We start from the raw sequence: 23,302 nt of genomic DNA on the forward strand, positions 1-23,302 counted from the left end.
CAAATCCCCAGAATGCCGCCGTTTGCCAAAAATCCGCTGGCAACATATTTGCATTGCTTCATAGCGTCGTTATGAATTAATATGCAAATAAAGTGAGTGAATATTCTCTGGAGGGTGTTTTGATTAAGTCAGCGCTATTGGTTCTGGAAGACGGAACCCAGTTTATCGGTCGGGCCATAGGGGCAACGGGTTCGGCGGTTGGGGAAGTCGTTTTCAATACTTCAATGACCGGTTATCAAGAAATCCTCACTGATCCTTCCTATTCTCGCCAAATCGTTACTCTTACTTATCCCCATATCGGCAATGTCGGCACCAATGCTGCTGACGAAGAATCTTCCCAGGTACATGCACAAGGCCTGGTCATCCGCGACCTGCCGCTGATTGCCAGCAACTTCCGCAATACTGAAGACCTCTCTTCCTACCTGAAGCGCCATAACATCGTGGCGATTGCCGATATCGATACCCGTAAGCTGACGCGCCTGCTGCGCGAGAAGGGCGCACAGAACGGCTGCATTATCGCGGGTGATAACCTCGATGCAGCGCTGGCGCTGGAAAAGGCGAAGGCCTTCCCGGGCCTGAACGGTATGGACCTGGCAAAAGAAGTGACCACATCAGAAGCCTACAGCTGGACGCAGGGAAGCTGGACGCTGGAAGGCGACCTGCCGGAAGCGAAGACCGAGAGCGAGCTGCCGTTCCACGTTGTTGCGTATGATTTCGGTGCCAAGCGCAACATCCTGCGCATGCTGGTTGACCGCGGCTGCCGCCTGACGGTGGTGCCGGCACAGACCTCTGCCGAAGAGGTGTTGAAAATGAATCCGGACGGGATCTTCCTGTCAAACGGTCCAGGCGACCCGGCACCGTGCGATTATGCCATCGATGCGATTGAAAAATTCCTCCAGACCGAGGTGCCGGTATTCGGTATCTGCCTCGGCCATCAGCTGCTGGCGCTGGCGAGCGGTGCGAAAACTATCAAGATGAAGTTTGGTCACCACGGTGGTAACCACCCGGTAAAAGACATCGATAACAACGTGGTGATGATTACCGCGCAGAACCACGGCTTCGCCGTTGATGAAGCGACGCTGCCAGCGACGTTGCGCGTGACCCACAAGTCGCTGTTCGATGGCACCCTTCAGGGTATCCACCGTACCGACAAACCCGCTTTCAGCTTCCAGGGGCACCCTGAAGCCAGCCCGGGCCCGCACGATGCTGCACCGCTGTTCGATCACTTCATCGAACTTATTGAGCAATACCGTAAGACCGCTAAATAATCAGGAGCTGAGAAGACCATGCCAAAACGTACAGACATAAAAAGCATCCTGATCCTCGGCGCTGGCCCGATTGTTATCGGCCAGGCCTGCGAATTTGACTACTCCGGCGCGCAGGCGTGTAAAGCCCTGCGCGAAGAGGGTTACCGCGTTATCCTGGTGAACTCCAACCCGGCGACCATCATGACCGATCCGGAAATGGCCGATGCGACCTACATCGAGCCGATTCACTGGGAAGTAGTGCGCAAGATTATCGAGAAAGAGCGTCCGGACGCGGTGCTGCCAACCATGGGCGGCCAGACGGCGCTGAACTGCGCGCTGGAGCTTGAGCGTCAGGGCGTGCTGGAAGAGTTCGGCGTGACCATGATCGGCGCGACCGCCGACGCGATTGATAAAGCCGAAGACCGTCGCCGCTTCGACGTGGCGATGAAGAAAATCGGCCTCGACACAGCGCGTTCCGGTATTGCACACAATATGGAAGAAGCGCTGGCCGTTGCGGCTGACGTGGGCTATCCGTGCATCATCCGTCCGTCCTTCACCATGGGCGGCACCGGTGGCGGTATTGCGTATAACCGTGAAGAGTTCGAAGAGATTTGCGAGCGCGGTCTGGATCTCTCCCCAACCAAAGAGCTGCTGATTGACGAGTCGCTGATTGGCTGGAAAGAGTACGAGATGGAAGTGGTGCGTGATAAAAACGACAACTGCATCATCGTCTGCTCCATCGAAAACTTCGACGCGATGGGTATCCACACCGGCGACTCCATCACCGTTGCGCCAGCCCAGACCCTGACCGACAAAGAGTATCAAATCATGCGTAACGCCTCGATGGCGGTACTGCGTGAAATCGGCGTGGAAACCGGCGGCTCCAACGTTCAGTTCTCGGTGAACCCGAAAACCGGCCGCCTGATCGTTATCGAAATGAACCCGCGCGTATCGCGCTCCTCCGCGCTGGCGTCAAAAGCGACCGGCTTCCCGATTGCCAAAGTGGCGGCGAAGCTGGCGGTCGGTTACACCCTTGACGAGCTGATGAATGACATCACCGGTGGCCGCACGCCTGCGTCCTTCGAGCCGTCCATCGACTACGTTGTGACCAAAATTCCACGCTTTAACTTCGAGAAATTCGCCGGTGCGAACGACCGTCTGACCACCCAGATGAAGTCCGTTGGTGAAGTGATGGCGATTGGCCGCACGCAGCAGGAATCCCTGCAGAAAGCGCTGCGCGGCCTGGAAGTGGGCGCGACCGGCTTTGACCCGAAAGTGAGCCTGGACGACCCGGAAGCGCTGACCAAAATCCGCCGCGAGCTGAAGGATGCGGGCGCAGAGCGTATCTGGTACATCGCCGATGCCTTCCGCGCGGGCCTGTCCGTAGACGGCGTGTTCAACCTGACCAACATTGACCGCTGGTTCCTGGTGCAGATTGAAGAGCTGGTGCGTCTGGAAGAAAAAGTGGCGGACCTGGGCATCAACGGCCTGGACGCTGACTTCCTGCGCGTGCTGAAGCGTAAAGGCTTCGCCGATGCGCGTCTGGCTAAGCTTGCAGGCGTGCGCGAAGCGGAAATCCGCAAGCTGCGCGACCAGTATGACCTGCACCCGGTCTACAAGCGCGTGGATACCTGCGCGGCGGAGTTCTCAACCGACACCGCGTACATGTACTCCACCTATGAAGACGAGTGCGAAGCGAACCCGTCCGTCGACCGTGACAAAATTATGGTGCTGGGCGGCGGTCCAAACCGTATCGGCCAGGGCATCGAGTTCGACTACTGCTGCGTCCACGCCTCGCTGGCGCTGCGCGAAGACGGTTACGAGACCATCATGGTCAACTGTAACCCGGAAACCGTCTCGACCGACTACGACACCTCCGACCGCCTCTACTTCGAGCCGGTTACTCTGGAAGACGTGCTGGAAATCGTGCGCATCGAGAAGCCAAAAGGCGTAATCGTGCAGTACGGCGGCCAGACTCCGCTGAAGCTGGCGCGCGCGCTGGAAGCGGCAGGCGTACCGGTTATCGGTACCAGCCCGGACGCGATTGACCGCGCCGAAGACCGCGAGCGTTTCCAGCAGGCGGTTGACCGCCTGAAGCTGAAACAGCCTGCCAACGCCACCGTCACCGCCATTGAGATGGCCGTTGAGAAAGCGAAAGAGATTGGCTATCCGCTGGTGGTGCGCCCATCCTACGTGCTGGGCGGCCGCGCGATGGAAATCGTTTACGACGAAGCCGACCTTAAGCGCTACTTCCAGACCGCGGTGAGCGTCTCCAACGATGCGCCAGTGCTGCTGGACCGCTTCCTCGACGATGCGGTTGAAGTGGACGTGGACGCCATCTGCGACGGCGAAACGGTGCTGATTGGCGGCATCATGGAGCATATCGAGCAGGCGGGCGTTCACTCCGGCGACTCCGCCTGTTCTCTGCCAGCGTACACGCTGAGCCAGGAAATCCAGGACGTGATGCGCCAGCAGGTGCAGAAGCTGGCCTTTGAGCTGCAGGTTCGCGGCCTGATGAACGTCCAGTTCGCGGTGAAAGACAACGAAGTCTACCTGATTGAAGTCAACCCGCGCGCGGCGCGAACCGTGCCGTTTGTCTCCAAAGCCACCGGCGTGCCGCTGGCAAAAGTGGCGGCGCGCGTGATGGCGGGTCAGACGCTCGCTCAGCAGGGCGTGACTAAAGAAATCATCCCACCGTACTACTCGGTGAAAGAAGTGGTGCTGCCGTTCAACAAGTTCCCGGGCGTTGACCCGCTGTTGGGGCCAGAAATGCGCTCTACCGGGGAGGTGATGGGCGTGGGCCGCACCTTCGCAGAAGCGTTCGCGAAGGCGCAGCTGGGCAGTAGCTCCACCATGAGAAAATCGGGCCGTGCGCTGCTCTCCGTTCGCGAAGGCGACAAAGAGCGCGTGGTTGACCTGGCCGCCAAGCTGCTGAAACAGGGCTTCGAGCTGGACGCAACCCACGGCACGGCGATTGTGCTGGGCGAAGCGGGAATTAACCCGCGCCTGGTGAACAAGGTGCATGAAGGTCGCCCGCACATTCAGGACCGTATCAAGAATGGCGAATATACCTACATCATCAACACCACCGCGGGCCGCCAGGCGATTGAAGACTCCAAGCTGATTCGCCGCAGCGCGCTGCAGTACAAAGTGCACTACGACACCACCCTGAACGGCGGTTTCGCAACGGCGATGGCGCTGAATGCGGATGCCACCGAGAAGGTGATTTCAGTCCAGGAAATGCACGCGCAGATTACGAAGTAAGCTTCGGAATTCTCTCACAACCCGCTTCGGCGGGTTTTTTTTCAGCTACCCGACCAATTTTGGCGGTTGCGCCATCCCTCTCCTGAACGCATGTTAAGCCCACAAACTAAAAAGGAGCTGCATGTGATTCGTTCCATTACGCTGGTCTCTCTGGTGGTGCTGCTGTCTGGCTGCGCTGATTTTTCCTCATCCGTCACCAACACGATTGATAAAATGGGGATGACGCCTGATTACGCTAAAGGACTTCAGGACGACCTTCATCCGCAAAAAAAGCTCACCACGCCTGAAGTTAAGGTTGCTGATACAGTGCCGGAAGGAAAGCTGGTGGAGAAGTACGACAACGGCAACAAGAAGTTTGAAACCGTCGTTAAAGACCGCTGTTTCAATGAGTTCATCGATATTTACTATCCTAACGGCGTATTGAGAAGCCATACCCCGCTGGTGAACTGTAAAGCCGAGGGGCTGTCGCAGGGCTATACCCAGGAGGGCAAGCTGCGCTCGACAATTACCTTCAAAGCGAGCGTCGCGAACGGCGAGGCGAAAACCTACGACGCAAGCGGTAAGGTTGTGCAGACGGTCATGTACAAAGACGGTTTCCCGACGAAAAGCTAACGTGCGTTCTGCGGTGTCTTCAGAAAGTTCTGTATTCATCCATGAGCGTGGTGTTTTCTACTACAGTATTAACTCAGCTGATAAAAAATGACTAATAGCAGGGAGAATACGATGAAAAACAAACTTCTGATGACTTCAATTTTTGCCGCAGCAGCTATGTTTACCGTTGCCGGATGCTCGTCGAACCAGGCAGTGAAAACTACCGACGGGAAAACCATCGTGACCGACGGCAAACCGCAGGTTGATGATGATACCGGCCTGGTATCGTATAAAAATGCCGAGACGGGTAAGACCGAGCAGATTAACCGCGATCGCGTCAAGTCGATGGGTGAGCTGGATAACTAAAAAAAAGCCGTGGCCCAGGCCACGGCATTTTGTTTACTGAAAGATTACCAGCGGTGGTTCAACAGAACATGTCCGCCGTAGGCAGCATAGCTGTTTTCACCCCACTCACCGCTCGCACGCAGCGAGATGGTGGTGGTGTCGTTCAGGTTACCGGTGACGCCCAGCTCTAGCTGACCGCGATCGTCAGGCGTATCGTTGCTGGTGGTTTCGCCGTTAAAGGCCAGATCGTTTTGACCTGCGCCCTTCAGCCAGTTAACCGCAACGTAAGGCTGCCATGCCTTCACGTCTTTCTGCAGGAAGTAGCTGGACTTCACGCCAAGACGACCGAGCACGCCGTCGTTGTCCAGCGTGGTGATGCGAACGCCGTCGCGATCGGTGTGGTTTTCCTGATCGAGGTAGCTGTAGATTACCTGCGCCTGCGGCTCGATTTTCCAGGCACGCTCTTTCTCGGAAGCAACAACCCATGCATGTCCCACTTCGACAGACGCGGCAAAGCCCTGGCTGTGGTAGCTTTCATCGTTGCGGTCGCTGGTTACCTTGTTGTTGAACCAGCTATACGCCGCCCAGGTGTCAACGTAGTTGCCAAGACGCAAGTTCTGGTCTTCCTGCCAGGTCGCATACAGGCCTACGTTAAAGCCATCCACTTTACCCTGCGCGTCGCGCACGTTGTGTTTGGCATCGGAATGGGTTTTCGCCTGGCCCGCGCCGAACATGCCGCCCGCGTGGAGAACGCCGTTCTCCATGGCTTTGCTCATGAAATCACTGCCGACCTGAAGGGTCATGGTGGTGGTGTCGTAGCTGCCCTTATCACCGTCCACGTTGTTTTCGTGGTAGCGGCCCTTCACGTACATCCAGGTGTTGAGGTCGTCGACGTTGCGGAAGGTGATCTGATCGCGATCGTCACGCTTGTGCAGGAACATGCTCTGAGCGGCCAGATAGTTACCCAGATATGCGCCGGTTTCAGGTGCCAGCACTTCAGGCCCGGTATTGGTACCGTTGTTGGATGGGGTATTTCCCCCCGTGCCGTTGCCGTTATCGGTGTTACCGCCGTTGTTATTGTCGCCCGAATTGTCCCCGTTACCCGTGTCGCCACCGTTGCCACCGTTGCCACCGTTGCCACCGTCGGTATTGCCGCTGGTGTTGTCAGGATCGGTAGTATCGTCAGCAGGATCTTCGGAAGCATTCGCCGTGGATTCCAGATACCAGTTGCCATCGGTATGTTTGTTCAGGCTGTATTCCCATTTGCCCGCAACAACCGGTTTGGCTAAGGTCATTTTCGCATCAGAGCTTCCGCCAACGCTTACCACTTCCATTCCGTTAACCGTCTGTGCGCCCTGGCCGCCAATATTGTTGATGCTGATGCCGGATTGACCAAAGCTGCTGCCGGTGATGGTCAGGTGATCGGTCGCTGAGCTATCGTCGGCCACTACGCTGTTCATGACGATGGTGCTGCCCGCGGCGCCGGTATAGTCGCCTTTGATCGTGTAGTTGTTGCCAACGGCGTTATTCTGGCCACTCAGCAGCAGGGTGCCGTTATTGGTCATGTTACCGTTGAGGACATCGGCCGTTGCCGCCGAGGAAGCGTTATTACCAGCGATCGCGTTCCAGGCTGCCAGTGTGCCGCCGCTTAAAATCATCGCGTTGTTGTTCACCTCGCCCGCGGAAGCGAAGGTCGCTCCGTTTTCGACGGTGAGGGTCGCATTGCTGCCCTTGACGCCCAGCGTAGCCCCTTCCGCGACTAACGTTGTGCCACCGTGGAGAACGGTATCGCCGGAATAGCTGTTATTACCGGTGAGCGTCAGGATATTCGCATCGACCTTTTCCACGCTGCCGGTGCCGGTGATGCCGGTGGCAAAGGTGAAGTTTTCACCCTGGTTGAAAATAACGGTGCCGTTGTTGGTCAGGCCGCCGGTCAGCGTTGCCTTGCCTTTGCCGGTGCCAAGCTGCAGCGTGGCGTTTTTCGCCACCAGCGTATTGCCGCTGTTGGTGACATCGCCGCCGAGCGTCAGGCTGCCGGTATTCACTTTGATGGCGTCGCCGGAGCCGATCACGTCGATATCACCGGTCATCACCCAGTTTTCACCGGCCATTGTCACGGAGGCAAAACCGTCGCCGTCGTTCAGGCCGATAAAGTTGCTGTCTTCACTACCGGTACCGTTAAGCTCCAAAGTATTGCTTTTAGAGACGGTGGTAATGACATCTCCGTTCAGGATTGAGCCGGTTTTCAGCGTTAACGTATTTTCTTTGTCGCTGCCAAAGAAAATCGCGGTAGCGTCGCCATCAATTTTGCCGACGTTGGTTATATCCGTCCTGGCTGAATCCGTCACGTTAATACCGTTCGCGCTGGCCTTAATTTCACCGGCGTTAGTGATCTTGGTATTGCCATTCGTTAAAAAGATGCCATCACCGTTGGTCGCGGTAATTGTCCCGGCATTATTCACGCCGATGCCCACGGCGGAGCTGATGCCGGTTTGCCCTTTAATGCTCCCGGTCTTGCTATTGTTAATGTTAATAGCAGAGGATTTATCGCTGACTAAAATACCTTTTTCGGCACCGGTAACGCTGCCGCTGTTATTAAAGTCGCCCAGCATGGAGACAACGTGGACCGCACTACCTGTGGTTGAAGAAACAGAAGCTCCTGCAACGTTGTTGACCACGACGCGCTGTGCGCCAGTGTTGACGTTAAGGGCATCTTCTTTTCCTGAAAGATTTCCCTGATTGGTTGCCTCGGTGACGTTGGACCCTGTAACAGCCACTGCCGGGGTGGTATCTACAGAGGTAATGGTGACATCTTTGCCAATAATATATTGGGCATCAGAAGAGAATTCTTGTGGTACAGAGGTTGATTGATCAATAGATCCCGCAACAGCTATCATTGGAGTCAATACTAAAAGTGCGGGAAATAGTTTTGCCAGAGTTTTGGTTGTTCTGTTTAATTCAAATGATTTGTTACTCATATACACATCCATTTGTTTGAAACGCGTTCAAGATTGAGTTTGCTCGACATCATTTATTTATATTTATGACAAAATTTATCAAATGATGAAAATGACTCGAAATTATTCGTTTTTCAATGTGTTGTGTATATAGAGATTTGGTTAAGAGTAAATTTAGCAAATCTTAAAAATTATAAATTATCGATCTTTTGAGTGTAACTATTCACACAAATGATCATTACTAAGGACATTGCGCGAGTGAGCGGGTAGCCATAGGCGCAGTACCAGCCGTTGGCGTTTTGGGGCATGAAGCCGCGCGGCGCTTTAAGCGAAGAGACTAACTGTCTACACTCTTAGACACAAAGAGAACCTGGACAGGGAACACATCGCGCTTATGATTTTAATTATTTACGCGCATCCGTATCCGCATCACTCGCATGCGAACAAAAGGATGCTTGAGCAGGCAGGGACGATTGAGGGCGTAGAAATTCGCTCTCTTTATCAACTTTACCCCGATTTTAATATCGATATCGCCGCCGAGCAGGAGGCGCTTTCTCGTGCCGATCTGATCGTCTGGCAGCACCCGATGCAATGGTACAGTACGCCTCCGCTGCTCAAGCTATGGATTGATAAAGTCTTTTCCCACGGCTGGGCATACGGCCACAACGGCAATGCGTTAAAAGGCAAAAGCCTGATGTGGGCCGTGACCACCGGCGGCGGCGAAAGCCATTTTGAGATTGGCTCCTTCCCGGGCTTTGACGTTCTGGCGCAGCCGCTGCAGGCCACCGCGCTTTACTGTGGTCTCACCTGGGTTCCGCCTTTTGCTATGCATTGCACCTTTGTCTGCGACGATGAAACGCTGCAGGCGCAGGCTCGTCATTACAAAAAACGCTTACTTGAGTGGCAGGAGACGCACAATGGATAGCCATACGTTAATACAGGCGCTGATTTATCTCGGCGCGGCGGCGCTGATCGTACCCGTGGCGGTTCGCCTGGGGCTAGGATCAGTGCTGGGCTATCTGATCGCGGGATGCGTGATCGGCCCCTGGGGGTTCCGTCTGGTGACGGACGCCGAGTCGATTCTGCATTTTGCGGAAATTGGCGTGGTGCTGATGCTGTTTGTCATTGGCCTTGAGCTGGACCCGCAGCGCCTGTGGAAGCTTCGCGCCTCGGTATTTGGCGGTGGGGCATTGCAGATGCTGGCCTGCGGCCTGCTGTTGGGCGGTTTCTGTATTCTGCTGGGGATGGACTGGAAGGTCGCCGAGCTTATCGGCATGACGCTGGCGCTCTCCTCAACGGCCATCGCCATGCAGGCGATGAACGAGCGCAACCTGACGGTTTCCCAGATGGGGCGCAGCGCCTTCTCCGTGCTGCTGTTCCAGGATATTGCGGCCATTCCGCTGGTGGCAATGATCCCGCTGCTGGCGGCCAGCGGCGCATCGACCACGCTGGGCGCCTTTGCGCTGTCGGCCCTGAAGGTGGCGGGCGCGCTGGCGCTGGTCATTCTGCTGGGGCGCTACGTTACGCGTCCGCTGCTGCGCTTCGTGGCGCGCTCGGGGCTGCGCGAGGTATTCAGCGCCGTGGCGTTATTCCTGGTGTTCGGCTTTGGGCTGCTGCTGGAAGAGGCCGGGCTGTCGATGGCGATGGGGGCCTTTCTGGCGGGCGTGTTGTTGGCAAGCTCTGAATACCGTCACGCGCTGGAAAGCGATATCGAACCGTTCAAAGGCCTGCTGCTCGGGCTTTTCTTCATCGGCGTTGGGATGTCTATCGACTTCGGTACGCTGGTCACCCATCCGCTGAGGATACTTATTCTGCTGGTTGGATTCCTGGTCATTAAAATGGGGATGCTGTGGCTGATTGCCCGTCCGCTGAAGGTGCCCAACAAGCAGCGCCGCTGGTTTGCCGTCCTGCTGGGGCAGGGAAGCGAATTTGCGTTTGTGGTCTTTGGCGCGGCGCAAATGGCGAACGTGCTCGATCCCGAGTGGGCTAAAGCGCTCACCCTGGCGGTTGCGCTGTCGATGGCGGCGACGCCGGTCCTGCTGGTGCTACTGACGCGTCTTGAAAAATCCGACAGCGGTCAGGAGCGTGAAGCCGATGAGATCGACGAGGAACAGCCGCGCGTGATCATCGCGGGCTTTGGGCGTTTCGGCCAGATTACAGGCCGTCTGCTGCTCTCCAGCGGCGTCAAAATGGTGATTCTCGATCACGATCCCGACCACGTTGATACCCTGCGCAAGTTCGACATGAAGGTCTTCTACGGTGATGCCACCCGCGTCGACCTGCTGGAGTCTGCCGGGGCAGCGAAGGCCGAGGTGTTAATCAACGCGATCGACGATCCGCAGACCAGCCTGCAGATGGTGGAGCTGGTAAAAGAACACTTCCCGAACCTGACGATCATCTCCCGCGCGCGCGATGTGGATCATTACATTCAGCTGCGCCAGGCGGGGGTTGAGGCCCCGGAGCGTGAAACGTTTGAAGGCGCGCTAAAATCAGGCCGCATGGCGCTCGAAAGCCTTGGGCTGGGCGCCTATGAAGCCCGCGAGCGGGCCGACCTGTTCCGCCGTTTTAACACCGACATGGTTGAAGAAATGGTGGCAATGGCGGGAAGCACGGCTTCGGAACGCGCGGCGGTGTTTAAACGCACCAGCGCAATGCTGACGGAAATCATCAACGAGGACCGAAATCATCTGTCGCTGGTGCAGCGACACGGCTGGCAGGGCACGGAAGAGGGCAAGCATACCGGCAACCCTGAAGACGAACCGGAGAGTAAACCTTCCGCGTGAAGTGGAGTTGCCAGCAATATTAAAAAATATCTGTTTCTTTACTCTGCCGCCAGTCGACGAAAGATTAAGCTTTCCGTATAGTGGCGGCAATTTTTTGCATCCGGGAAATTTTCAATGATCAGTCTGATTGCAGCGCTGGCGGTAGACCGCGTTATCGGTATGGAAAATGCCATGCCGTGGAACCTGCCTGCCGATCTCGCATGGTTTAAACGTACGACGTTAAACAAGCCGGTAGTGATGGGCCGCCTGACCTGGGAGTCGATTGGTCGTCCATTGCCGGGCCGTAAGAATATCGTTATCAGCAGCCAGCCGGGCACTGACGATCGCGTTCAGTGGGTTAAATCCGTTGATGAAGCGATTGCCGCCTGCGGTGATGCCGAAGAGATCATGGTGATCGGCGGCGGTCGCGTGTACGAACAGTTCCTGCCAAAAGCGCAGAAGCTTTACCTGACGCATATTGATGCGGAAGTGGAAGGGGATACGCATTTTCCGGATTACGATCCGGACGAGTGGGAGTCCGTATTCAGCGAGTTTCACGACGCGGATGCGCAGAACTCACACAGCTACTGCTTCGAGATTCTGGAACGTCGCTAAGCGTTAAAACGCCTCTCCCTTTCGGGAGAGGTCTATTCTCAGGAGGCAACCGCCTCGCCTTCACTTAAGCCTGACTGTCGATTAGAGGGCTGCACGAAGTACGTTTGATCTTCCCAGCGCAGGCAGGTTAAATCCCCGCCCCAGCAGCAGCCGGTGTCCAGAGCATAAACGCCTTCCGGCGTACCTTTTCCTTCCAGCGATGCCCAATGGCCAAACGCGATGCTGTACTCGTTTGCGACCGGCCCGGGAATGGCGAACCACGGCTTGAGCGGCGCGGGCGCGTTCTCCGGCGTATCTTTGCAGTACATATCCAGCTGACCGTTCGGGAAACAGTAGCGCATGCGCGTAAAGGCGTTGGTGATGAAGCGCAGTCGCGCCAGGCCGCTAAGATCCTCGCTCCAGTTGTTCGGCATATCGCCGTACATGGCATCAAGGAAGAAAGGATAGGAGTCGCTTGCCAGCACCGCCTCGGCGTCACGGGCACAGGTCTTTGCCGTCTCAATATCCCACTGCGGCGTGATGCCCGCGTGCGCCATTACCAGCTTTTTCTCTTCGTCGATCTGCAACAGCGGCTGACGGCGAAGCCAGTTCAGCAGCTCGTCTGCGTCCGGCGCGTCAAGCAGAGGCGTAATACGATCTTTCGGCTTGTTGCGGCTGATCCCGGCAAACACGGCCAGCAGATGCAGATCGTGGTTACCCAGCACCATGCGCACGCTGTCGCCCAGAGATTTCACGTAGCGGAGCACGTCAAGTGAGCCTGGGCCGCGCGCGACTAAATCACCCGTCAGCCAGAGCGTATCCTGCCCGGGCGTGAAGTCGACCTGCTTTAATAATGCGATCAGTTCATCGTAGCAACCGTGAACGTCGCCAATCAGATATGTAGACATTAGATTAATGAATGAGTGTAGGTACGGCGAGACGGAACACAGGAATAGCAATACGGAACGGATTGCCATCGACGTCGACCATTTCATAATGGCCTTGCATGGTACCCATTGGCGTTTCAATTACCGCGCCGCTGGTGTACTGGTACTCTTCGCCAGGGACGATGTGGGGCTGTTCGCCGACCACACCCTCGCCCTGGACTTCTGTTTCACGGCCGTTGCCGTTGGTGATAAGCCAGTAGCGCCCGAGAAGCTGCACGGGCACCCGCCCCACGTTGCGAATGGTCACGGTATATGCAAAGACAAAACGTTCTTCATCCGGTGAGGACTGAGACTCAACATAGATGCTTTGTACATGGACACAGACGCGGGGCGAATCAATCATGGCTTAACCCTCCTTCGGCGGGGCATTGTCGCTGATGTAATTAGCCAGCTTGCAATACTGCTCCACGGAAATGTTCTCCGCACGCATTGCCGGATCAATCCCCAGCTCGGCTAATACCTCAACGGTGAACGAATTGCTCAGGCTGTTACGGATCGTTTTACGGCGCTGGTTAAACGCTTCAGTGGTGATGCGGCTCAGCACGCGCAGCTCTTTAACCGGGTACGGCATCGTTTTGTGCGGCACGAGGCGCACAACCGCAGAGTCTACTTTTGGCGGTGGCGTAAACGCGGTCGGTGGAACTTCAAGCACCGGGATCACGTTACAGAAATATTGTGCCATTACGCTTAAACGACCATACGCCTTACTGTTCGGTCCTGCAACCAGGCGATTCACCACCTCTTTTTGCAGCATGAAGTGCATGTCGGCAATGGCGTCAGTATAGCTAAACAGGTGGAACATCAGCGGAGTCGAGATGTTGTACGGCAGGTTGCCGAACACGCGCAGCGGCTGGCCCATTTTCTCTGACAGTTCGCCAAAGTCCATGGTCATGGCATCCTGCTGATAAATCGTCAGCTTGGGGCCAAGGAACGGATGCGTTTGCAGGCGTGCTGCTAAATCGCGGTCCAGTTCAATAACGGTCAGCGCGTCAAGGCGTTCGCCAACGGGCTCGGTCAGCGCGGCAAGACCCGGGCCGATTTCAACCATAGCCTGGCCTTTCTGCGGATTAATGGCAGAGACAATACTGTCGATCACGAACTGATCGTTGAGAAAGTTTTGCCCGAAACGTTTACGGGCTAAGTGGCCCTGATGGACTCGATTAGTCATTGCGTATTAACAATCATTTTGATGGCGAGATTAAGCGCCGTAATAAAACTGCCGACATCCGCTTTTCCTTTGCCTGCCAGATCCAGCGCAGTACCGTGGTCAACGGACGTTCGAATAAAGGGTAAACCGAGAGTGATATTCACACCGCGGCCAAATCCCTGGTATTTTAGCACGGGCAAGCCCTGATCGTGGTACATCGCGAGCACGGCATCGGCATTATCCAGGTATTTCGGCTGGAAGAGGGTATCGGCGGGCAGCGGGCCGCTAAGATTCATCCCTTTGGCGCGCATTTCTTCAAGCACCGGGATAATCGTGTCGATCTCTTCCGTTCCCATATGCCCACCTTCACCGGCGTGCGGGTTCAGGCCACAGACCAGCACGTGCGGCTGCTGAATGCCGAACTTGGTCTGCAGGTCATGGTGCAGTATCCCGATAATCTCCCGCAGCAGCGCAGGCGTGATGGCATCGGGAATCGCTTTGATCGGCAGATGGGTCGTTACCAGCGCAACGCGCATCTCCTCGGTTGCCAGCATCATCACGACTTTCGGGCTTTGAGAGCGCTCTTCAAAGAACTCGGTGTGCCCGGTAAAGGGAATGCCTGCCTCGTTAATCACACCTTTATGCACGGGGCCGGTGATAAGTGCGGCAAACTCGCCTTTCAGGCAGCCATCGCACGCGCGGGCGAGCGTTTCGACGACGTAATGGCCGTTTTCAGTACTCAGCTGGCCGGGAATAGCGGGGGTACGAAGCGGAATGGAAAGGAGCGTGAGCGTACCGGCCTGCTGTGGCCGGGGCGTCTGACCTTCAACGTAGGGAATTAGCGTTAAAGGAAGACCGAGCAAGGCTGCCCGGTCCTGTAACAGTGTTGCATCCGCGCAGACGACCAGTTCCACCGGCCAGCCGCGCTGAGCGAGCTGGACGACGAGGTCGGGACCAATCCCGGCGGGCTCGCCGGGAGTGATAACAACACGATGCGGTTTCATCAGTTGCTCAGGATTTTCACGTAGGCGCTGGCGCGTTGTTCCTGCATCCAGGTTGCCGCTTCTTCGGAGAATTTACGGTTAAACAGCATGCGGTAGGCCCTGTCTTTCTGCGCCGCATCGGTTTTATCCACGTTGCGGGTATCCAGCAGTTCGATCAGGTGCCAGCCGAAGGAAGAGTGAACCGGCGCACTCATCTGGCCTTTGTTCAGCTTCATCAGCGCATCGCGGAAGGCCGGATCGTAAATATCCGCTGCCGCCCAGCCCAGATCGCCGCCCTGGTTAGCTGAGCCTGGATCCTGTGAGAACTCTTTAGCCGCGTTGGCAAACGAGGTTTTGCCGCTCTTAATGTCAGCCGCGATTTGTTCCAGCTTCACGCGCGCTTGGTCGTCGGTCATGATCGGTGACGGCTTAAGCAGAATGTGGCGAGCGTGAACTTCCGTTACGGAGATGTTCTGGCTCTGACCGCGCAGATCGTTCACCTTCAGGATGTGGAAGCCCACGCCGGAACGAATAGGGCCGACGATGTCGCCTTTTTTCGCCGTGCTCAGCGCCTGGGCAAAGATAGACGGCAGCTCCTGAATACGGCCCCAGCCCATCTGGCCGCCTTTCAGCGCCTGCTGGTCGGCAGAGTAGGTAATGGCGAGCTTACCAAAGTCACCGCCGTTACGCGCCTGCTCGACGATAGAGCGCGCCTGGCTTTCCGCTTCGGCCGCCTGATCGGACGTTGGGTTTTCCGGCAGCGGGATCAGGATGTGGCTCAGGTTCAGCTCGGTGCTGGCATCGTTCTGATTACCCACCTGCTTCGCCAGCGCGTCGACTTCCTGAGGCAGAATGGTGACGCGACGACGAACTTCGTTGTTACGCACTTCTGAAATCAGCATCTCTTTGCGGATCTGGTTACGGTAGGTCCCATAGTTCAGACCGTCATAGGCCAGACGGCTACGCATCTGATCCATGGTCATGTTGTTTTGCTTTGCGATGTTGGCAATGGCCTGATCGAGCTGCTCGTCGGTGATCTTCACGCCCATTTTCTGCCCCATCTGCAGGACAATCTGATCCATGATCAGACGTTCCAGGATCTGGTGGCGCAGCGTGGCGTCATCCGGAAGCTGTTGACCGGATTCGCCCGAATTAAGCTTCACCGACTTCATCAAACCATCAACGTCACTTTCAAGCACGACGCCGTTATTAACCACGGCCGCGACTTTATCGACAACCTGGGGGGCTGCGAAGCTGGTATTCGCAACCATGGCGACACCGAGAAGCAGCGTTTTCCAGTTCTTCATACTTTTTCCATTTCAATTAACCGCAAAGCGGATTACGTTGTAAATCAAGCACATTACATTGAAGTGCGATACGGCAGAATGTTCGAGCGCAGCATCTGCTGCGTGCCCAGGCCGTAGTTGGAACTCAGGCCGCGCAGCTCAACATTAAAGCCAATCACGTTGTCGTATTTGCTCTGATTGTTTTGTGTATCCCAGCCGTTCAGCTTGCGCTCGTAGCCTACGCGCAGCGCATAGCAGCAGGAGTTATATTGCAGACCCACCATCTGGTCAGCCGGCTTGTTGGCGTTCGTATCGAAATAGTACGCTCCTACGATCGACCAACGGTCAGCGATTGGCCAGCTTGCCGCGCCGCCGACCTGCGAAATGCCTTCTTTGTACTGATCGGCATTGGCGTAGTTTGGCAGCGTCGCCTGGATGTATTCCGGGCTTGCGTAACGGTAGGTCAGCTGCAGCATACGGTCTTCGTCACGACGGTATTCAATAGCGGCACTGCTCGTCGCCACGTTGTCCAGACGCGTATCGTATTGCAGACCACCGCGCAGACCCCAGCGATCGGTCATGCGCCAGTAGGTATCGCCTGCCCATACCAGAGACCCCGTTTTGTTGTCTTTTTCCCAGTTGATGTCGTCATCACCGGTACGAGATTCGGTGAAGTAGTAGATTTGACCAACGGAAACGTTAAAACGTTCAACGGCAGCATCATCAAATACGCGGGTAGTGACCCCGGTCGTCAGCTGGTTCGCTGAAGCAATACGGTCAAGACCGCCGTAGGTGCGGTCGCGGAACAGGCCGCTGTAATCCGACTGCAGGAAAGAGGAATCGTAGTTCTGAATTTTGCTCTGATCGCGGTAAGGCACATACAGATACTGCATGCGCGGCTCAAGCGTCTGGGTGTATCCATCCGCCAGCAGGCCCATATCGCGTTCGAAAATCAGCTTGCCGTCCATCTTGAACTGCGGCAGCACGCGGTTAACCGACTCTTCAAGATCGGTACCATAGCGATTGTTATACCAGTCCAGGTTCTTCTGCTGGTAGTGCGTCGCCATCATCTTGGCTTCGGTATTCAGGCTCGCCCAGTTGTTGGAAATCGGCAGGCTGATGGTCGGCTCGAGGTGCACACGCGTCGCTTCCGGCATATCGGAGTTGGTGTTGACGAAATGCACCGCCTGGCCGTAAACGCGGGTGTCGAATGGACCGACGTCGTTCTGATACCAGTTAACGTCCAGCTGCGGCTCCGCGCCGTAGGTGCTTGACGTCTGCGTGTTGAAGACCTGGAACTGCTTGGTTGATACCGTGGCGTTAAAGTTTTGTACCGCATAGCCCGCGCTGAAAATCTGCGTGGCGTAGCCGTCGGTACTGGAACCGTATTTGGAGTCAAAGTCGTTGAAGTAGTAAGGATCGCTGACCTTGGTGTAGTTCACGTTGAAGCGCCACACCTGGTCCAGAACGCCAGCATGTTGCCAGAAGTACATCCAGCGGTGCTTATCACCGTCTTTAGGATGCTCGTCCTGGAACACGTCATCGGACGGCAGATAGTCAAATTCCATCAGGCCAGTGCCTGCCTGGGTCAGATAACGGAATTCGTTTTCCCACATGACGTTGCCGCGCTTGTGGATATAGTGCGGCGTAATGGTGGCGTCCATGTTGGGCGCGATGTTCCAGTAATACGGCAGGTAGAACTCGAAGTAGTTCGTGGTGCTGTATTTGGCATTCGGGATCAGGAAGCCGGAACGACGCTTATCGCCAACGGGGAGCTGCAAATAAGGGCTGTAGAAAACGGGCACCGGGCCGAGTTTGAAGCGTGCGTTCCAGATCTCAGCAACCTGCTCTTCACGGTCGTGGATCACTTCGCTGCCGACGACGCTCCAGGTATTCGACCCCGGCAGGCAGGACGTGAACGAGCCGTTTTCCAGAATCGTATAGCGGTTCTCACCGCGCTGTTTCATCAGGTCGGCTTTACCTCGCCCCTGGCGCCCCACCATCTGATAATCACCTTCCCAGACGTTGGTGTCTTTGGTGTTCAGGTTTGACCAGGCTTTCGGACCTTTCAGGATGACCTGATTGTCGTCGTAGTGCACATTACCCAGCGCATCAACCGTGCGCACGGGCGCAGCGGCCCCTTCCGGTTGCTTCTGGTGGAGTTGCACTTCGTCGGCCTGCAGACGGCTGTTGCCCTGGTTAATATCCACATTGCCCGTAAAGGTGGCATTGTCAGGATAATTACCCTTCGCACTGTCGGCGTTGATGGTTACCGGCAAGTCGTTTGCGTCGCCCTGAACGAGAGGACGATCGTAACTTGGGACGCCAAGCATACACTGCGAGGCAAGATCGGCTGCCAGCCCCTGATGGCTATACAGGGCGGTGCCAATCATTGTGGCCAGGAGGGTGGGGATACGTTTTTTCATACGTTGTATTTTAGTGTTCCGTCATCAGTGGCTACGGCTTACAAACGCTCAGAGACTATCTTACTCATCAGCGCAGTACCAGCGTTAATCCTGCCCGTTTGCGTGCCAGAGTGTTAGGCTCGCGATCGAATGACGAGTATGATAATGCAAATTATAGGCGATGTCCCTCAATTGACCGTGGCTCGACCACTGTAATGATGGAGTTGCGTCGAACCAGGACCATGACTATTTGGGGAGTATATGCAGTATTGGGGTAAAATCATCGGCGTTGCGTTCGCCATTGTGATGGGCGCTGGCTTTTGGGGCGTCGTGCTTGGGCTAATTATCGGCCATATGTTTGATAAGGCCCGCAGCCGTAAAATGGCCTGGTTTGCCAACCAGCGCGAGCGTCAGTCGCTCTTTTTCTCCACCACCTTTGAGGTGATGGGGCATTTAACCAAATCGAAAGGCCGCGTAACCGAGGCCGACATTCAGGTCGCCAGCGTTTTTATGGATCGCATGAACCTTCACGGTGAATCGCGCCTGGCGGCGCAAAATGCGTTTCGAATTGGTAAAGCGGATAACTATCCGCTGCGTGAAAAAATGCGCCAGTTCCGCAGCATCTGCTTTGGCCGTTTTGATTTAATTCGGATGTTTCTGGAGATTCAAATCCAGGCCGCGTTCGCCGACGGCTCGCTGCACCCTAACGAGCGCGACGTTCTGTACGTGATTGCAGAAGAGCTCGGCATTTCCCGGATGCAGTTCGATCAGTTCCTGCGCATGATGCAGGGCGGGGCGCAGTTTGGCGGCGGCTATCAGCACCAACAGTCGTCCGGCGGCGGCTGGCAGCAGGCGCAGCGTGGCCCAACGCTGGAAGATGCCTGCAACGTGCTGGGCGTTAAGCCAACGGATGACGCTACCACCATCAAGCGCGCCTACCGCAAGCTGATGAGCGAGCACCACCCGGACAAGCTGGTGGCGAAAGGCCTGCCGCCAGAGATGATGGAGATGGCGAAGCAGAAGGCGCAGGAAATTCAGAAAGCGTATGAGCTGATCAAAGAGCAGAAAGGATTTAAATAGACAATGGCCCGACAGCGTCGGGCCATTTTTTTAGAAGTCGACAGGCGCCTTGAACGTCATGGCATTGCCAAAGGCCGGATGCGTAACGGTCAGCGTCTGCGCGTGAAGCTGCAGGCGGCTCGCCATGGCCAGCGCTTCCGGGGAGGCGTAGAAACGATCGCCTAAAATCGGATGGCCCAGCGCCAGCATATGCACGCGCAGCTGGTGCGAGCGCCCGGTAATGGGCTTAAGCAATACGCGCGCGGTGTTATCCGGCGCGTACTCCAGCACTTCATACTCGGTTTGCGCCGCCTTGCCGGTTTCATAGCACACCTTTTGCTTTGGCCGGTTCGGCCAGTCGCAGATCAGCGGCAAATCCACCAGCCCTTCCGCGGGTTGTGGATGGCCCCATACGCGCGCAACGTACTGCTTTTTCGGCTCGCGTTCGCGGAACTGACGCTTCAGCTCGCGCTCCGCCGCCTTATTCAAAGCCACCACAATCACGCCGCTGGTTGCCATATCCAGACGATGGACGGATTCGGCCTGCGGATAGTCACGCTGAATGCGCGTCATCACGCTGTCTTTGTGCTCGTCCAGACGCCCCGGCACGGACAGCAGGCCGCTCGGCTTGTTGACCACCATAATGTGCTCATCCTGATACAGAATGACCAGCCACGGGTCCATCGGCGGATTGTAGGGCTCCATTACCATTTTTCGCTCCGCTTACTGATGCGTGACAACGATCAGACGCAGCGCGTCCAGACGCCAGCCCGCCTGATTCAGGCTTTCCAGCACCTGCTGGCGGTTGCTTTCAATCGCCGCCAGCTCGTCGTCGCGGATGTTCGGGTTCACTGCCTTCAGCGCTTCCAGGCGCGACAGCTCGGCAGAGAGCTTCTCGTCGGCCTCGGCGCGCGCGGCATCGATCAGCGCGCGGGCCGCTTTCTCAGCCTGGATTTCGCCCTGCTGCAGAATGGCATGCACGTCCTGCTGAACCGCGTTGACCAGCTTGCTGCCCGTATGGCGGTTCACGGCGCTCAGCTGGCGGTTAAAGCTTTCGAACTCCACCTGGCCCGCCAGGTTGGTGCCGTTCTTATCGAGCAGCAGGCGCACGGGAGTCGCCGGCAGGAAGCGGTTAAGCTGCAGCTGCTTCGGCGCCTGGGCTTCCACCACGTAGATCAGCTCCAGCAGCAGCGTGCCGACCGGCAGCGCCTTGTTTTTCAGCAGGGAAATCGTGCTGCTGCCGGTGTCGCCGGAGAGGATCAGGTCCAGACCGTTGCGGATCAGCGGGTGTTCCCAGGTGATGAACTGCGCGTCTTCGCGGGACAGCGCGACGTCGCGTTCGAAGGTGATGGTACAGCCGTCCTCCGGCAGGCCCGGGAAATCCGGCACCAGCATATGATCGGACGGCGTCAGGACGATCAGGTTCTCGCCGCGATCGTCCTGGTTGATCCCCACGATGTCGAACAGGTTCATCGAGAAGCCGATCAGGCTGGTATCGTCATCCTGCTCTTCGATGCTTTCCGCCAGCGCCTGCGCTTTCTCGCCGCCGTTGGAGTGGATCTCCAGCAGGCGGTCGCGCCCCTGTTCCAGCTGCGCCTTCAGCGCGTCGTGTTTTTCACGGCAGGCTTTAATCAGCTCGTCGAAGCCTTCGGTCTCTTCCGGCGCGGCCAGGTAGCCAATCAGGTCACCGTGCACCTGGTCGTAAATGGTGCGGCCCGTCGGACAGGTGTGCTCAAAGGCGTCCAGCCCTTCGTGGAACCAGCGCACCAGCACGGACTGGGCGGTTTTTTCCAGGTAAGGCACGTGGATCTGAATATCATGCGCCTGGCCAATACGGTCCAGACGGCCGATGCGCTGCTCGAGCAGATCCGGGTTAAACGGCAGATCGAACATCACCAGGTGGCTGGCGAACTGGAAGTTACGGCCTTCGGAACCGATCTCCGAGCACAGCAGCACCTGCGCGCCGCTGTCCTCTTCGCTGAACCAGGCCGCGGCGCGGTCGCGCTCAACGATGGACATGCCTTCGTGGAACACGGCGGCGCGAATGCCTTCACGCTCGCGCAGAACCTGCTCCAGCTGCAGCGCGGTGGCGGCTTTGGCGCAGATCACCAGCACCTTCTGAGAGCGGTGCGCGGTCAGGTAGCCCATCAGCCACTCAACGCGCGGGTCGAAGTTCCACCATGTTCCGGTATCGCCTTCAAATTCCTGATAAATCTGTTCCGGGTAAAGCATGTCGCGGGCGCGATCTTCCGCGCTCTTGCGCGCGCCCATAATGCCGGACACCTTAATCGCCGTCTGGTACTGGGTCGGCAGCGGCAGCTTGATGGTGTGTAATTCGCGTTTCGGGAAGCCCTTCACGCCGTTGCGGGTGTTGCGGAACAGCACGCGGCTGGTGCCGTGGCGGTCCATCAGCATATCGACCAGCTCTTTGCGCGCGGATGCCGCGTTGTCGCTCTCGCTGTTGGCCGCCTGCAGCAGCGGCTCAATGTCCTGCTCGCCGATCAGGTCGCTCAGGGTATTCAGCTCGTCGTTTGACAGGCGGTTGCCCGCCAGCAGCAGCGCGACGGCGTCGGCAACCGGACGGTAGTTATTTTGTTCTTCCACGAACTGCGCGAAGTCGTGGAAGCGGTTCGGGTCGAGCAGGCGCAGGCGGGCGAAGTGGCTTTCAAGGCCCAGCTGTTCCGGCGTCGCGGTCAGCAGCAGGACGCCCGGCACGCGCTCGGCCAGCTGTTCAATCGCCATGTATTCGCGGCTTGGGGCATCTTCGCTCCAGACCAGGTGGTGCGCTTCGTCAACGACCAGCAGATCCCACTCGGCGTCGCACAGGTGCTCCAGGCGCTGCTTGCTGCGGCGCACAAAGTCCAGGGAGCAGATCACCAGCTGTTCGGTGTCGAACGGGTTATCGGCATCGTGCTGGGCTTCGGCGTAGCGCTCGTCGTCGAACAGCGAGAAGCGCAGGTTAAAGCGGCGCAGCATTTCCACCAGCCACTGGTGCTGCAATGTTTCAGGAACCACAATCAGCACGCGCTCGGCCGCGCCGGAGAGCAGCTGCTGGTGCAGGATCATCCCCGCTTCGATGGTTTTCCCCAGGCCAACTTCGTCTGCCAGCAGCACGCGCGGCGCGTGGCGGCGGCCCACGTCATGGGCGATGTTGAGCTGGTGGGGGATCAGGCTGGTGCGCTGGCCGCGCAGGCCGCTCCACGGCATGCGGTACTGTTCGCTCTGGAACTTACGCGCGCGGTAGCGCAGGGAAAAGCGGTCCATGCGGTCAATTTGCCCGGCGAACAGGCGGTCCTGCGGCTTGCTGAACACCAGCTTGCTGTCGAGCAGCACTTCACGCAGGATGACGTTGGCCTCGTCGGTATCGAGGCGAGTCCCGATATAGGCGAGCAGTCCATTCTCTTCTTTTACGTCTTCAATCTTGAGCTGCCAGCCGTCGTGGCTGGTCACGGTGTCACCCGGATTGAACATCACGCGGGTCACAGGGGAGTCATTGCGAGCGTACAGGCGGTTTTCACCGGTGGCGGGGAAAAGGAGGGTAACCATGCGCGCATCGACTGCCACCACGGTTCCTAATCCAAGTTCGCTTTCTGTATCGCTGATCCAGCGTTGACCAAGTGTAAAAGGCATAGTTGTTCGGCTCTACTCTTTAATTGCAGGCAATAGTTCGACCGCCGTCGCAGAATGACGGCCATCGAAAAATGGGTCCGGGAAT

Annotated in this window: 17 protein-coding genes; 8 read left to right on the forward strand and 9 right to left on the reverse strand. The window is 57.0% G+C overall.

Annotated features, from left to right (window positions below):
• Positions 1–119 precede the first annotated feature (119 nt).
• The 4 genes from carA to V1599_RS06290 all read left to right on the forward strand — a co-directional run bounded on the left by carA (position 120) and on the right by V1599_RS06290 (position 5,468).
• The gene (gene carA / locus V1599_RS06275) at positions 120–1,268 is read left to right on the forward strand and encodes a glutamine-hydrolyzing carbamoyl-phosphate synthase small subunit (RefSeq protein WP_112011078.1); all 1,149 of its coding nucleotides are present in this window, start codon (positions 120–122) and stop codon (positions 1,266–1,268) included.
• A gap of 18 nt (positions 1,269–1,286) precedes the next feature.
• Positions 1,287–4,511 carry a carbamoyl-phosphate synthase large subunit gene (gene carB, locus V1599_RS06280; RefSeq protein WP_112011079.1) on the forward strand — a complete coding sequence of 1,075 codons (3,225 nt, stop codon included), beginning with the start codon at positions 1,287–1,289 and terminating at the stop codon, positions 4,509–4,511.
• Between the two features lie 123 nt (positions 4,512–4,634).
• Positions 4,635–5,123: a toxin-antitoxin system YwqK family antitoxin gene (locus V1599_RS06285; RefSeq protein WP_258458430.1), complete on the forward strand. Its 489-nt coding sequence runs from the start codon at positions 4,635–4,637 to the stop codon at positions 5,121–5,123.
• Positions 5,124–5,234: 111 nt separating this feature from the next.
• Positions 5,235–5,468, forward strand: a complete 234-nt coding sequence (locus V1599_RS06290) for a YgdI/YgdR family lipoprotein (RefSeq protein ID WP_112011080.1) — start codon at positions 5,235–5,237, stop codon at positions 5,466–5,468.
• Positions 5,469–5,512: 44 nt separating this feature from the next.
• On the opposite strand, the gene V1599_RS06295 is transcribed toward V1599_RS06290, so the two are convergent.
• The gene (locus V1599_RS06295) at positions 5,513–8,425 is read right to left on the reverse strand and encodes an autotransporter outer membrane beta-barrel domain-containing protein (RefSeq protein ID WP_395301212.1); all 2,913 of its coding nucleotides are present in this window, start codon (positions 8,423–8,425) and stop codon (positions 5,513–5,515) included.
• A gap of 373 nt (positions 8,426–8,798) precedes the next feature.
• On the opposite strand from V1599_RS06295, the gene kefF reads away from it, so the two are divergent.
• From kefF to folA, 3 genes are all read left to right on the forward strand, one after another.
• Entirely contained in the window at positions 8,799–9,329 is a 531-nt protein-coding gene (gene kefF, locus V1599_RS06300; protein WP_297118706.1) for a glutathione-regulated potassium-efflux system oxidoreductase KefF, read from the forward strand.
• Complete coding sequence (kefC, locus tag V1599_RS06305) at positions 9,322–11,187, forward strand: glutathione-regulated potassium-efflux system protein KefC (protein ID WP_112011083.1); 1,866 nt, start codon at positions 9,322–9,324, stop codon at positions 11,185–11,187. Before kefF ends, kefC begins: the two co-directional genes overlap by 8 nt.
• A gap of 114 nt (positions 11,188–11,301) precedes the next feature.
• Complete coding sequence (gene folA, locus V1599_RS06310) at positions 11,302–11,781, forward strand: type 3 dihydrofolate reductase (RefSeq protein ID WP_003856431.1); 480 nt, start codon at positions 11,302–11,304, stop codon at positions 11,779–11,781.
• Between the two features lie 38 nt (positions 11,782–11,819).
• On the opposite strand, the gene apaH is transcribed toward folA, so the two are convergent.
• From apaH to lptD, 6 genes are read right to left on the reverse strand one after another with little or no spacing between them, the layout of a single operon-like run.
• Positions 11,820–12,668, reverse strand: coding sequence for a bis(5'-nucleosyl)-tetraphosphatase (symmetrical) ApaH (apaH, locus tag V1599_RS06315; protein WP_112011085.1), 849 nt, complete (start codon positions 12,666–12,668; stop codon positions 11,820–11,822).
• Between the two features lie 4 nt (positions 12,669–12,672).
• Complete coding sequence (gene apaG / locus V1599_RS06320) at positions 12,673–13,050, reverse strand: Co2+/Mg2+ efflux protein ApaG (RefSeq protein WP_112011086.1); 378 nt, start codon at positions 13,048–13,050, stop codon at positions 12,673–12,675.
• A gap of 3 nt (positions 13,051–13,053) precedes the next feature.
• Positions 13,054–13,875 carry a 16S rRNA (adenine(1518)-N(6)/adenine(1519)-N(6))-dimethyltransferase RsmA gene (rsmA, locus tag V1599_RS06325; protein WP_395301213.1) on the reverse strand — a complete coding sequence of 274 codons (822 nt, stop codon included), beginning with the start codon at positions 13,873–13,875 and terminating at the stop codon, positions 13,054–13,056.
• Positions 13,872–14,861: a 4-hydroxythreonine-4-phosphate dehydrogenase PdxA gene (pdxA, locus tag V1599_RS06330; protein ID WP_181573229.1), complete on the reverse strand. Its 990-nt coding sequence runs from the start codon at positions 14,859–14,861 to the stop codon at positions 13,872–13,874. Before pdxA ends, rsmA begins: the two co-directional genes overlap by 4 nt.
• Positions 14,858–16,144 (reverse strand): peptidylprolyl isomerase SurA, encoded by a 1,287-nt coding sequence (gene surA, locus V1599_RS06335; protein WP_112011089.1) that lies wholly within the window; start codon positions 16,142–16,144, stop codon positions 14,858–14,860. The genes pdxA and surA overlap by 4 nt, the downstream gene beginning before the upstream one ends.
• Positions 16,145–16,197: 53 nt before the next feature.
• Positions 16,198–18,549, reverse strand: a complete 2,352-nt coding sequence (gene lptD, locus V1599_RS06340; RefSeq protein WP_112011090.1) for an LPS assembly protein LptD — start codon at positions 18,547–18,549, stop codon at positions 16,198–16,200.
• A gap of 240 nt (positions 18,550–18,789) precedes the next feature.
• Here lptD and djlA point away from each other — a divergent pair, with 240 nt between their 5' ends.
• A complete protein-coding gene (gene djlA, locus V1599_RS06345) occupies positions 18,790–19,608 on the forward strand; it encodes a co-chaperone DjlA (RefSeq protein WP_395301214.1) in 819 nt (272 codons plus the stop codon).
• A gap of 30 nt (positions 19,609–19,638) precedes the next feature.
• Here the strand turns inward: djlA and rluA are convergent, their stop codons facing one another.
• Both rluA and rapA read right to left on the reverse strand, forming a co-directional pair.
• A complete protein-coding gene (rluA, locus tag V1599_RS06350; protein ID WP_395301215.1) occupies positions 19,639–20,298 on the reverse strand; it encodes a bifunctional tRNA pseudouridine(32) synthase/23S rRNA pseudouridine(746) synthase RluA in 660 nt (219 codons plus the stop codon).
• Positions 20,299–20,310: 12 nt separating this feature from the next.
• The gene (gene rapA / locus V1599_RS06355) at positions 20,311–23,217 is read right to left on the reverse strand and encodes an RNA polymerase-associated protein RapA (protein WP_395301216.1); all 2,907 of its coding nucleotides are present in this window, start codon (positions 23,215–23,217) and stop codon (positions 20,311–20,313) included.
• Positions 23,218–23,302: the final 85 nt, after the last annotated feature.

Origin of the sequence: Enterobacter sp. ECC-175 (assembly GCF_043968675.1) — a bacterium.
Taxonomy (GTDB): Bacteria; Pseudomonadota; Gammaproteobacteria; order Enterobacterales; family Enterobacteriaceae; genus Enterobacter.

Coding starts and splice junctions, on each gene's coding strand:
- apaG (WP_112011086.1), bottom strand. CDS start 13,050: ATGATTGATTCGCCCCGCGTCTGTGTCCATGTACAAAGCATCTATGTT.
- rluA (WP_395301215.1), bottom strand. CDS start 20,298: ATGGTAATGGAGCCCTACAATCCGCCGATGGACCCGTGGCTGGTCATT.
- V1599_RS06290 (WP_112011080.1), top strand. CDS start 5,235: ATGAAAAACAAACTTCTGATGACTTCAATTTTTGCCGCAGCAGCTATG.
- folA (WP_003856431.1), top strand. CDS start 11,302: ATGATCAGTCTGATTGCAGCGCTGGCGGTAGACCGCGTTATCGGTATG.
- carB (WP_112011079.1), top strand. CDS start 1,287: ATGCCAAAACGTACAGACATAAAAAGCATCCTGATCCTCGGCGCTGGC.
- apaH (WP_112011085.1), bottom strand. CDS start 12,668: ATGTCTACATATCTGATTGGCGACGTTCACGGTTGCTACGATGAACTG.
- kefC (WP_112011083.1), top strand. CDS start 9,322: ATGGATAGCCATACGTTAATACAGGCGCTGATTTATCTCGGCGCGGCG.
- surA (WP_112011089.1), bottom strand. CDS start 16,144: ATGAAGAACTGGAAAACGCTGCTTCTCGGTGTCGCCATGGTTGCGAAT.
- djlA (WP_395301214.1), top strand. CDS start 18,790: ATGCAGTATTGGGGTAAAATCATCGGCGTTGCGTTCGCCATTGTGATG.
- lptD (WP_112011090.1), bottom strand. CDS start 18,549: ATGAAAAAACGTATCCCCACCCTCCTGGCCACAATGATTGGCACCGCC.
- rsmA (WP_395301213.1), bottom strand. CDS start 13,875: ATGACTAATCGAGTCCATCAGGGCCACTTAGCCCGTAAACGTTTCGGG.
- rapA (WP_395301216.1), bottom strand. CDS start 23,217: ATGCCTTTTACACTTGGTCAACGCTGGATCAGCGATACAGAAAGCGAA.
- kefF (WP_297118706.1), top strand. CDS start 8,799: ATGATTTTAATTATTTACGCGCATCCGTATCCGCATCACTCGCATGCG.
- V1599_RS06295 (WP_395301212.1), bottom strand. CDS start 8,425: ATGAGTAACAAATCATTTGAATTAAACAGAACAACCAAAACTCTGGCA.